Raw genomic sequence first — 1250 nt, 5'->3', positions numbered from 1 at the left:
CATGCTGCCGCTCATGATTGCGGACGAAATCGTCGGCGTGTTTACGCTCTACGCACGTGAACTGGACTTTTTTGGCCCGGAAGAAATGGCCTTGCTGAAAGAGCTGTCGGGAGATGTCGCGTTCGCCATCGACCACATCGACAAGCAGGACCAGCTCAACTACCTGGCCTACTTCGACGCGCTGACCGGTTTGGCCAACCGGCATCTGTTTCTGGAACGGGTCACGCAGTACATGCGCAGCGCCAGCAGCAGCCAACACAAACTGGCAGTGTTTCTGATCGACCTGGAAGGCTTCAAGAACATCAACGACAGCTTTGGCCAAACCGCGGGCGACGCGCTGCTGGTACAGGTAGGCGTATGGATAACGCGTTTTGTAGGCGACTCCAATTTGGTGGCGCATCTTGGGGCCGACCACTTTGCGGTGGTGATGCCCGAGTTTGCGCAGGCCGACGACATTGCCCGGGCGCTGGACAAAGGCAAAGCAAGCTTTCTAGAACACGCGTTCAACGTGAACGGTACCCCGTTTCGGATCGCAGCCAAAGCCGGTGTGGCCTTGTTCCCGGACGATGGCAGCATTGCCGATGTATTGCTCAAGCACGCCGAAGCGGCGCTGAAAAAAGCCAAGGCCCGCGGCGACCGTTATCTGTTCTACACCCAGAAAATGACCGAGTCGGTGCTGGGCAAGCTGACGCTGGAAAACCAGTTGCGCCAGGCCGTAGAGAAAGAAGAGTTTGTGCTGCACTACCAGCCCAAGATCCACCTGCACACCGGCAAACTCACCGGTGTGGAGGCGCTTATCCGCTGGAACGATCCGCGCACCGGCCTGGTCCCGCCAGGGCAGTTCATTCCGCTGCTGGAAGAAACCGGGCTGATCTACGAGGTGGGGCGCTGGGCGCTGGGCAAAGCGATTGCCGACCACCTGCGCTGGCGCAGCACGGGGCTACAGGCGGTGCGCATTGCCGTCAACGTGTCGCCCCTGCAGTTGCGCCACCGCAGCTTTGTCGCCGAAATCCGGCAGGCCATTGGGCAAGACATACATGCCGCGGCCGGGCTGGAGCTGGAGATTACCGAAAGCCTGCTGATGGAAGACATCAAGCTCAGTATCGACAGCCTGCAAACCATCAGGGCCATGGGCGTGAGCATTGCCATCGATGACTTTGGCACCGGATTTTCGTCGCTCAGCTACCTGTCCCGGCTCCCCGTGGATACCGTCAAGATCGACCGCTTTTTCGATGAGGCCACGACCACCG

The 1250-nt window shown here is 59.6% G+C and carries 1 protein-coding gene; it reads left to right on the top strand.

The window, feature by feature from the left end:
• Nucleotides 1–13: 13 nt before the first annotated feature.
• Nucleotides 14–1250: bifunctional diguanylate cyclase/phosphodiesterase (locus tag AC097L_RS24935; RefSeq protein ID WP_479589399.1), on the top strand; the 1237-nt coding region annotated here is incomplete at its 3' end.

This window comes from Rhodoferax sp. RT5P35, from assembly GCF_056521385.1.
The sequence above is the reverse complement of the archived record's forward strand: the minus strand, read 5'-3'. Positions and strand labels throughout refer to the sequence as shown.